This is a genomic window from Bradyrhizobium sp. MOS001, assembly GCF_004634465.1.
GTDB classification, from domain to species: Bacteria; Pseudomonadota; Alphaproteobacteria; order Rhizobiales; family Xanthobacteraceae; genus Bradyrhizobium; species Bradyrhizobium barranii.
In genome coordinates, this window is the sequence record NZ_SPVJ01000092.1 from 1 (window position 1) to 9,555 (window position 9,555).

9 protein-coding genes and 1 pseudogene are annotated in these 9,555 nt (G+C 58.4%); 6 read left to right on the top strand and 4 right to left on the bottom strand.

Going from position 1 to position 9,555, the window contains the following annotated elements; all coding sequences use genetic code 11:
• The 4 genes and pseudogenes from CT676_RS42155 to CT676_RS42170 all read left to right on the top strand — a co-directional run.
• Positions 1 to 493, top strand: a pseudogene (locus tag CT676_RS42155) (Ku protein); the annotation flags it as partial.
• A gap of 81 nt (positions 494 to 574) precedes the next feature.
• Positions 575 to 1,042 carry a metallophosphoesterase family protein gene (locus CT676_RS42160; protein ID WP_135217182.1) on the top strand — a complete coding sequence of 156 codons (468 nt, stop codon included), beginning with the start codon at positions 575 to 577 and terminating at the stop codon, positions 1,040 to 1,042.
• Positions 1,043 to 1,268: 226 nt separating this feature from the next.
• Entirely contained in the window at positions 1,269 to 1,571 is a 303-nt protein-coding gene (locus CT676_RS42165) for a zinc-binding dehydrogenase (protein ID WP_135217190.1), read from the top strand.
• 68 nt (positions 1,572 to 1,639) lie between these two features.
• Positions 1,640 to 2,203 (top strand): hemerythrin domain-containing protein, encoded by a 564-nt coding sequence (locus tag CT676_RS42170; RefSeq protein ID WP_135217183.1) that lies wholly within the window; start codon positions 1,640 to 1,642, stop codon positions 2,201 to 2,203.
• A gap of 298 nt (positions 2,204 to 2,501) precedes the next feature.
• Here the strand turns inward: CT676_RS42170 and CT676_RS42180 are convergent, their stop codons facing one another.
• Positions 2,502 to 2,882 carry a hypothetical protein gene (locus CT676_RS42180; RefSeq protein WP_135217184.1) on the bottom strand — a complete coding sequence of 127 codons (381 nt, stop codon included), beginning with the start codon at positions 2,880 to 2,882 and terminating at the stop codon, positions 2,502 to 2,504.
• On the opposite strand from CT676_RS42180, the gene CT676_RS42185 reads away from it, so the two are divergent.
• Positions 2,854 to 3,573 carry a hypothetical protein gene (locus CT676_RS42185; RefSeq protein WP_135217185.1) on the top strand — a complete coding sequence of 240 codons (720 nt, stop codon included), beginning with the start codon at positions 2,854 to 2,856 and terminating at the stop codon, positions 3,571 to 3,573. The genes CT676_RS42180 and CT676_RS42185 overlap by 29 nt on opposite strands.
• A gap of 38 nt (positions 3,574 to 3,611) precedes the next feature.
• Here the strand turns inward: CT676_RS42185 and CT676_RS42190 are convergent, their stop codons facing one another.
• Together CT676_RS42190 and CT676_RS42195 are read right to left on the bottom strand one after the other, a co-directional pair.
• On the bottom strand, positions 3,612 to 3,968 hold the full coding sequence (locus CT676_RS42190; protein WP_063982720.1) for a hypothetical protein: 357 nt from the start codon (positions 3,966 to 3,968) through the stop codon (positions 3,612 to 3,614).
• Positions 3,969 to 4,118: 150 nt separating this feature from the next.
• Positions 4,119 to 4,571: a pyridoxamine 5'-phosphate oxidase family protein gene (locus tag CT676_RS42195; RefSeq protein WP_135217186.1), complete on the bottom strand. Its 453-nt coding sequence runs from the start codon at positions 4,569 to 4,571 to the stop codon at positions 4,119 to 4,121.
• Between the two features lie 603 nt (positions 4,572 to 5,174).
• Here CT676_RS42195 and CT676_RS42205 point away from each other — a divergent pair.
• Entirely contained in the window at positions 5,175 to 5,468 is a 294-nt protein-coding gene (locus CT676_RS42205; RefSeq protein WP_135217188.1) for a DUF1365 family protein, read from the top strand.
• 439 nt (positions 5,469 to 5,907) lie between these two features.
• On the opposite strand, the gene CT676_RS42210 is transcribed toward CT676_RS42205, so the two are convergent.
• A complete protein-coding gene (locus CT676_RS42210; RefSeq protein WP_135217189.1) occupies positions 5,908 to 9,054 on the bottom strand; it encodes a GAF domain-containing protein in 3,147 nt (1,048 codons plus the stop codon).
• Positions 9,055 to 9,555: the final 501 nt, after the last annotated feature.

The following is a 9,555-nucleotide window of genomic DNA, read 5'->3' on the forward strand; positions in this document are numbered from 1 at the left end:
TCTCACCAGCCGTGAGCACATTATCGCGCTCGAGCCGTTGGAGAAGGGTCTCGTCGGTGCGCTGCTGCGCTACCCCTACGAGGTCCGCTCCGAGCAGGAATACTTCGACGAGATCCAGGACGTCAAAGTCACCAAGGACATGCTCGACCTCGTAAGGCATATCGTCAACCAGAAGACGGGCACGTTCGACCCCGAGAAATTCGAGGATCACTACGAGACCGCGCTGGTCGACTTGATCAACCAGAAGCGCGCAGGCAAAACCATCCGCCCGAAGGAGCGGCCGAAGGGCGAGAACGTGGTCGACCTGATGGAGGCACTGCGCCAGAGCGTCGATCGGGAGGCTGCGCCGGCGAAGGCAGCAAAGCCCGCCAAGGAACCGCGCAAGGTGGCGGCGGGCCAGAAAGAGATGTTGATGCCGATCCAAGGCAAGAAGCCGGCGAGGGAAGCTGCGGCGAAGAAACCCGCCACGGGCCAGCGGCGGAAGTCGGCTTAGACGGTTGATGTCCGGGGCACCGGCGGTGCATCAGGAAGCCGCGGCCCAACGCGCGATAAAGTGCTTCAACCGGACGCTTCGATGACCTTCACGATCGGAATAATCTCGGATACGCACGGCCTGCTTAGGCCGGAGGCACTTCGCTTGCTGGCCCAAGTCGACCACATCATTCACGGCGGCGACATCGACGATCCCGAGATCATCACCGCGCTGCGGAGAATTGCCCCCGTCACGGCGATCAGAGGAAACGTGGACACGGGCGAGTGGGCCACCGAATTTGCCGAAACCGAGTTCGTGCGGCTTGAAGGACGGTTGTTCTACGTTCTGCACGACCTCAACACCCTGCAAATCGATCCCGTGGCTCAGGGCATCGATGTCATTGTTTCGGGCCACTCCCACGTGCCGAAGATCAATACCGTCGATGGCTTGCTCTACCTGAATCCCGGCAGTGCTGGACGCCGACGCTTCAAGCTACCGATCACGCTTGCGCGCCTCGAAATCACGCCCGACGGTCTGAAACCGATCATCCACGATCTTGAGGTTGGATAGGCCGCGCCGCCGCACGTCCAGTCAGGCGAAACTTTCGGTGCCGTTGCGGCGAATGCCGATTTCGACGCTCGGTGCTACTTCCCGATCCAGACGGTCATGCCCGGCTCAAGGCCTGCCGCCTCCCCCTGCGGGTCGAGGCGTTCGGCATCTTGACGTGGACGGCGCGCCTGTATGTGTTGGGGTGGTTGTCCGGCGGCAGGCGGTCTACTTCAACTCGATCAATTTGATGCGGGCGCGGCATCCGGCCTGGTTCCGGGAGGATCTGGCGCGGCTCTTCAAACTGTTGGCGGCTCGCGCCGTTCAGCCGCGCGTCGTCGAGCGAATCTCCTTCGCTGAAGTTGCCGAGGCGCACCGGCGTCTAGAAGCGGGCGGTTGTCGCACCATCAACGAGAACGCGAACTCACGGCGTAGACGAGACCTCGTGTGCCGTCAGGCGCGTTCGATCTTGCTGCGGTCCGCAGTTACCCCGACCCTCGAGAAAGCAGCATGGCGTCCCGCAAGACGCGACGGGCCGGTCCTCCGTGTTTGATCTAGCGCAAGAAACTGGGATCGCTTTCAAGATAGCTTTCATCATTCAATGGTTCGTTGGAGGCTGCAATGATCATTGAGCGTCTATCCCGGGAACACCGCAACATTGAGACGCTGCTCTCCGTGCTTGAGCGCGAGCTTGAGATCTTCGATCGCGGGGACAACCCCGACTATGAGGTCATTCGCGCGATTATCAGCTACTTCGAGCTCTATCCTGAGCTGTATCATCACCCCCAAGAAGAATTGGTCTTTACCAAACTAAAGCTTCGAGATCCAGCCGCGGCGGCAAGGGTTGGCGATCTAACGCTTGAGCACCAAAAAGGGACCCAGCGTTTGCGCCGCGTCGCTCAGGCGATCGACAGTGTTCTGGCGGATCGGGAGATTCTTAGGCAAAATGTGAACAACATCGTTCGCGATTTCATAGAGAGCGAGCGGCGTCACATCATGACCGAAGACCGTGATTTCTTCCCCGCCGCCCTTAAGGTTCTAAAGCCTTCAGATTGGACTGAGATCGCTTCGGCCTCAACGAATCATGAGGATCCGCTGTTTAGCGAGGCTGCCGAAGAAACCTTTGACGCGCTACGAGCTCGAATCTTGCAGATGGAGCAAGAGTCCGAAGTCCAACGACGCTAGAAGTGCAGTCAAGGACTCTCGATTTTGATCAAAGTGCTTCAAGGCACACGCCAGCAAGAATTGACGTGCAGTGGGGTTAGCTAGTTGATGAGCGTCCAAATTGGAGATTGTGTGATTGTTCGAGCCTACGGAAGGCAATTGGATCAATTGCGCGCGGAAGCGTCCCGCATGGCACGAGGTAGACAAATCGACTGGTGGACCGTGGCGACGAAGGGACGCAGTTTTGCTTCGAGAGCGCTGAAGCAAAACAAGCGTTCACCTCAATGTGCGATAACTTCGCCGTCCCGTACGTCGAAGCCTAGTCTTGGCTGTCGTTCTTGTTCGTTCTCAATTGTACCGCGCTGGCGATCCGGCTGGTTGCGACGCAGGAGGCCCAAGAGCTCAGGCGCTGCTGGAACTGTAAGAGTGAATTTGTCACCGCCGTCGCTTCGGCCCGGACGAAGTCGTCAGTCGTCGACCGAACCATTTTTACGAACCTATTCGCCTGATCGATTGCGCCTGGGCCGATCGACAAGGAAATCGTTCGACGTCCTTGGTCGATGCGTTGAGACCGCGCTCTGGTAACGTGCGCGTGACTTAAGAGGTGCTGGTCGGAAGCAACGCCGAGCTTGGCCTTGATGCCGTTGTGCCTCCTCATTTCGAGCGCTGTCATGAAGTTCCAGACGTTGATGACCGTCACGATTGTTGCCATGCTCCCGCTATTCAATGCGGGAGCACAGGTGAACTTGTCGGCCGGCAGCACGTCGACCCAGCTATCCGACCTTATGATCGCGCTACAGTTCCAGCACATCAAATTATGGTTTGCCGGAAAGCTCAGCAATTGGGAATTGGCGAACTATGAGGTTCGACAGATCCAGGCAAACTTGCAGAAGGCAATGCCGTCTCCCGAAAGCTTGCGCTCGTCCCAAACTACCGAACAGCTGCAAGCTCTGGATCGCGCGATCCAACAGGAGGATGGTGCAGCTTTCGCCAAGGCTTACGCGGATCTCACGAACGGATGCAATGCCTGCCACCGCGCCAGCGGATTCGGTTCGATCACCATCCAGGTGCCGGTCAACTCGCCGTTCAGCGATCAGCTGTTCGCGGATCAAATCGCGCAGGGTCGCGCGCTTGCTCGCGGGACCTGCGGCCTCTGTCACGTCATCTCGGATTCTTCAAGGGAAAAACCAGCCTTTCGCCTTCCCGCGCCGAGCTTCAGCGAAATTGCCAGCCGGCCATCTTTTTCAGCCAACGATATCCGAGAGCTATTGACGTCAAACCACCGTCGCGTAGGCCCGAACCAGGCAATGCTTAAGCCAAAGCTCGTCGAATACCAGATCGATGCGATCGTTGCGTTCTTCGAGACCGTGCAAGCCGACCGGGCTCGCTAAGACCTGAGCTTAGGGTCATGGTCGTGCCGATCAGCGTTCTAGTCTTGAGTCTTTAGGCCAAGGATGTAATTCGCGAGAGCGTCGGCCTGATCGGGCGCGATGACGAGGTTCGGCATGTTCTGGTGGCTGGTCTTCAGGAACACTTTCAGCGAAAGTGCCGTCGTTCCATGCCTGTTTGCGATTGACGCGAAGCCCGGTGCCTGATCCGACATTCCAGGCATGTGCGGTTCGATTGCATGACACGGCTTGCACCATGCTTCCGCGAGGCGACGTCCTTCCAACGCGCTGTCTGCAGCAAGTTTAGATCCGTCCGCCTTGTGCACGCGGACGAGCAACAACGCTAATAGCGCGATCAGGATTACGAGGCTGATGTTGACTCGCATGCTGCGGAACATGTTCCGTCTCAACTCGCGGTTGGGGCACTCACAGCAACCGCGCGAGCGCCGGCGGGCATCTCATCGCCAAAACCGCCTGCCGATCAGCTGTTCTGGCGAAGGAAAGCAGAATGATCGAGCGCACTCGCCCTTAGCGCAGGATGCGGCTCTTTAGCACGCGATCAGGTCGGTATGTCCAAATCCCTTTGAGTAGTCGAGCAGGGAGACAATCGTGGGTGTCACGCGGAAGACGCAGACCTCCGAAGTGTTCGGCATGGGGAGATCAAGGCCCTTCTGGTTCGGATACCGCGAGATCAGGAGGTGCAAGGCTTTTTCGAATTCGGCGGGATTCGTTACGAGCTTCGCGCGTGCCGCCATCGATAGGCCCACGATGTCCATCACTTGCGTGGGATCGTCATCCACCGTTAGCGAGACCCGATCGTCCTTCGCCAGGTTAGCTGCCTTCTGGCTGTCCGCTCCGCAAAGGAAATAGATGACGAGCCCATCATTGGCGTAGCCGACAGTGGTCACCTGGGGCCAGCCGTCAGATCGTAGGGTAGCGATCCTCGTCGTCCGGTGCTGATCCAGAAGCCGAAGGATTTTCCGCCTGAACGTTTCGTCCATTGGTCGCCTCCGATTTAGACCAGTTTAGCCCCGAACTAGCGTGTACGTTTTGAGGCAGGTCAAGTATCGAGGAAGCCGGCCGCCAAGCGTAGGCGCAGTGGGCCTGCCATACGCCTGAGCGCAATTGCACCAATCGCTCTCGGAGGGAGCGCTGTTTGGCAGTTATGCTTGTCGCTATAGCGGGCCCCATCGCCAACCGACCTCATGCTTTGAGCTGCATCAAGCTGGCTTTGAACGGCGGTGACATCGTGTGGACTGGGAGGGCTGCTTCGATGCGCCGAGTTGCCTTGAAAGCCCTATTCACGGCTCTCGCTTTCAGAAGAGCCGAGAAGGAGCGAGTCGATTGGGATCGAAATATCTTGATCTTCTCGACGGTGGTGACCGTCGGGCTGGTTGCGCTCTATGTCTACGGCAAGGCTACCTCGCGTTGGTGAACTGTTTCGCGGGAACGACTGCGATGATGCGATGCTTGCTGATACTTTCGACAATAGGTCTCGGGTCGAGCTCCTGCGCCCATGCGCGCGATGAGGAGCAGCAACATGGCAAAGAGCTGTTGCAACAATTGTGCGCCCGCTGTCACTCAGTTGGTAGGACCGGCGCGACATGTCATATGGATTTCGCGTTCTGCCGCCGGCCGCGCGGGTCGAGGTGTCCATCCACGGCAAGGAGAACGGCAATACAGTCATTGCGGCATCGCTGTCGGGAAAGCGTCACGAGTTGACAGATGGCGCGCTGATCAAGGCTCTTGCCAGTCACCCGTTGCTGACATTGAAGGTCATCGCGGGGATCCATTGGCATGCGTTGCGGATGGTGCTCAAAGGCTTTCGCTTTTACCCGCGTGACCAGGCGGTGCAGGGCGCAGCCAAAGCCACCGGCAGTCAGGGAATGCAGTCGTGAGGCAAGATTTTTCCTCGATATCTCCCGATATCGTCGCCGGGCCCTCGCGTTTGCAACCCGGATGATTGGCCGGCTGCTGCGTTTCCTCTGGTTTCATCGGACGACTTCGAGGCGAGGCCGTCAGTTTCGCCGAAGCTTCCAGCGACCATATTCAGCGCACAACGCGCTTGCCCTCGAGCGGTTTGGAGGGGCTGGGATCCGAAAGGGCTTGGTGTCTGCTCAATCACAGGCTGGTCCCGGTAGTGAGCTTTACCGTGCTGTAAGAAGTCGGGTCAAAGGCAGGGTCGGCCTCTGAGTCGGACCACTTCTGCACTACCTCTTGCTCCAGACATGTCTCTGGGGTGTGCTATCAAGCCGATGGACCAGAGAGTTTACGCCGAACTGAACAAACAAACGTGGCAGCGCGATTCGTGCGAAGTCGGACAGACCAGCATTGGACCTAGATCTCATCGAGCAGTCCGCGGACCTTCGCCGCTAGGTCTTCGATATTGAATGGCTTGGAAATCAAGTGTTTGCCGGCATCGAGCATGCCATTGTGGACAATGGCGTTGCGCGTATAGCCGGTCGTGAACAGCACCTTCAACCCCGGCAATCGCTCTAAGGCCCGGCTCGCCAATTCGGCGCCTGTCGTGTCGGGCATGACCACGTCCGTAAAGAGCAGATCCGGGACGAGTCCGTCGTCGATCTTTCTGATCGCCTCTTTAGCACCTGCCGCCTCGACGACCGTATAGCCCAGGTCACGCAGGCTTTCCGACGAGATATTGCGAACCCGCTCATCATCTTCTACGACTAGGATGGTCTCTTTGTGCAGGCTCGCGCCGATGTTCGCCTTCGGCTCGGGCGCACCCGATGTCTCCTCGACGCCGAAAAAGCGCGGAAGATAGACTTTGACCGTCGTTCCTACTCCCACTTCGGAATATAACTTTACGTGACCGCCCGACTGCCGCACGAAGCCGTAGACTTGGCTGAGACCTAGGCCGGTGCCCTTGCCCACCTCCTTCGTCGTGAAGAATGGGTCAAATACTTTACCAAGGACGTTTTCAGGCATTCCAACGCCATTGTCAGTGACGGCAAGCAGGACATACTGACCGGGCGTCAGCGCGTACTCACGCGCATACTTCTGGTCTATAGACGAATTGCTTGTTTCGATCGTCAGCTTGCCACCCCTCGGCATGGCGTCACGCGCATTCACTGCGAGATTTAGCACGACACTTTCCAGCTGAGCGGGGTCAGCTTTGACCCGCCAAACCCCGGCCGCCAGAACCATCTCGAGACGGACGAGTTCTCCCAGCGACCGGTCGAGCAGCTCGCTCATCCCGCCAACCATCTTGTTGAGGTCCATGACCTCGGGCGCAAGCGGCTGTTGGCGTGAAAACGCCAGTAGGCGCTGAGTCAGCGTGGCTGCCCGATTTGCACCATCTATGGCTCCCTCGATGAAGCGGTCCACGTCGATTTCTCCCTTGCCCAGTCGTCGTTTGGCAAGATTCAGACTGCCGATGATCACGGCCAGCATGTTGTTGAAGTCGTGTGCAATCCCGCCCGTCAATTGACCGACAGCTTCCATCTTCTGAGACTGCCGGAGCTGCTCCTCGGCCTTCATACGTTCCGATATCTCCTCGGCTACGCGTCGCTCCAAATCGGCATTGAGGGACTCCAGTCGCATCAGAAGGCGCGCGTTGTCGATCGCAGTGGCGGCGTGGCCGGCGATGCCCAGAAGTGTGGTTTCGTGCTCGATTTGAAACTTCCTTGGCTCAGCGTGACCGAAGAAAAGTCCGCCAAGTACTTCGCCCGAACGTGAAATTACGGGTACCGCCAGATATGACCTGACGGGAAGGTGACCTTCCGGCATTCCTTTTCGCGGAGCATTCTTGCCATAGCGCGGATCTTTCAGGATGTCGTCTGATCGCACCACGCCCGTACCCAAGAACGTCGGCTCGAAGACCGCCGTATTGCGTGGCATAGGGAAGTTTTCGAATGCCGATCGTGGTACGCCAGACAACGAATAGAGCATGTAGCTTCCACCGTCCGGTGTAAGGACGTTGTAGAAGAAGGCGCCGAATTGAGCCCCCGAGAGCTCGACGCCGGCATCGGTTACGGTCTGAACTATCTTCTCGAGATCGCGTTCGCGGGCCACGGAAGCACCGGTGTCGTTCAGTATGCGCAGATGGCGCTCGGATTTCTTCTGCGCACTGATGTCCAGAACGGTGCCGATGAAGCGGACGGCCTTTCCTCCCGAAAAGATCGCCTCGCCGGTCGCCGCGATCCAGCGCTCGGTTCCATCCTCGACACCTATGGTTCGGTATTCGATGTTATAAGGCTTGGGAGACGGCGGCTCCAGTGCTTCAGAGACCGCTTCGTGCGCACGCTGCCTGTCGTCCGGATGCAAGCCCTTCAGGAACGCGCCTTCGTAACTTATTTCCGCCTGAGGCGACAAGCCGAACAATTCTTTGCAACGATCGTCCCATCGCAGAACGTCATTGACCGGATCATAGTCCCAAGTGCCTATGCCGGCAGCCTTGTTGGCGAGGCCGAGTCGCTCTGCCGCTTCCCGGGCTGCCTGCTCCGACCGTACACGTTCGATGTGCGCCCACGAGCGTTCGGTCACCTCTGTAAGCAATGCGAGTTCGCGCTTGCTCCACCAGTGCGCTTGCCGATGATGGATCGCCATCAAGGCTGTCAGCCGTCCTTCCTTCACGAAGGGCATGCAAATCGTAGCGCGGATTCCAATGTTCTGGAACGTAGCCGCTTCTTCGGGCGCAATCTCTTTCGAATTGTCATTGATGACCAGGGGGCGGCCCGCTCCGAGCTCGGTTACGGCCTTTTGACCGAAATCGGCCAGGCTATAGTGCCCAAGAATGTGCATTGCCCCCGGTGCCGCCCAGTCTCCCCGAATGGTAAAGCCGTCCTCGTCCGGATCCATATCGGCGTAGGCACAGCTCGATACCATCAGATGTTCGCCAAGCATCCTAGTCGTCACAGCTAAAACGCCGTCTGCGTCTCTGGTTTTGGCGGTTTCCCTGTTGAGGGCATCCAGAAACGTCAGGCGAGCCTCGTTTTCCCTGACAGCGACCTCGGCCCGACGACGTTCCACAGCTGTGCGGGTTCGCTCGGCAACTTCGCGCACCAGTTCGAGTTCTTCTGCGGTCCACTCCCGTGGCTCCGCGTTGTTCAAGTACAGGAGTGCCACAACGCCGTCGGACTCGGAGATTGGCATGTTGACCAGGGCGCGAGCCGATATTGCTTTAAGAGCATCGGCACGCTCGCCGATACGAGGGTCCTTCTCCGCATCCGCACAGATGACCGTCTCACCGCGCTTCAGATCCTCGATGTAGCTACCGTAGTCGCGGAAGCGAAGAACGCCCGCCAGGCTCGATATGCCCGGCGCATTCCAGTCACGGCTTATGGTGATCGTCTCGGCCGATGTATCGACCGTACCATAGCCGGCCCTGCTGACCCCCAGACTGCTTCCGAGAAGTTCAGCCGCGGCATAGGCAAGAGCATCGGGATCGTCGATCCGACGGATGAAATCGCCCAGGGTGTCAAGGACGGACGTGCGGTCGACCGATGGCGTAGCTCGCAACGTCATCGATCTTCCTTTGTCTCTTTGAGCATATTGATTTCTTACTAATTTCAGGGGCGTGCCCTGAGCCAGGCGATCCGCAGACGAATTGCATAACGGCGGGCAGCAAGCCTAGGTTCCCGTTCCGGATATGCCTACAAAAAGCAGCTGCTAACCGTGGCTCAAACCGCCAAAGGCGTGAGGCCGAGGGGTTTCCCGAAATCCTGCCGAAGGACTGGATCATCCGCGGAATGCGTCCTGAGGACTTAGCACCAAGTACCGATGAAGAGTGCCGCGCGACATGAAGCCCATTGCGGCAATCGCGACAACGGAGGGATGTCTCTGGATGCCGGGCCGGACTTGCCGACCACGTCTGATGCCCCGTGAATCCAACACGTCGTCATCGTTGCCGTGACGACCGCTAAGGGCCGATTTTGTTGCAAAAGTCAGTTGAGACGAGCCGGCAAGCGTGATTCCGTTGTGTTGACGCGAATCGCGACGAGGTCGATCCATGATGGGCCGTCTGAA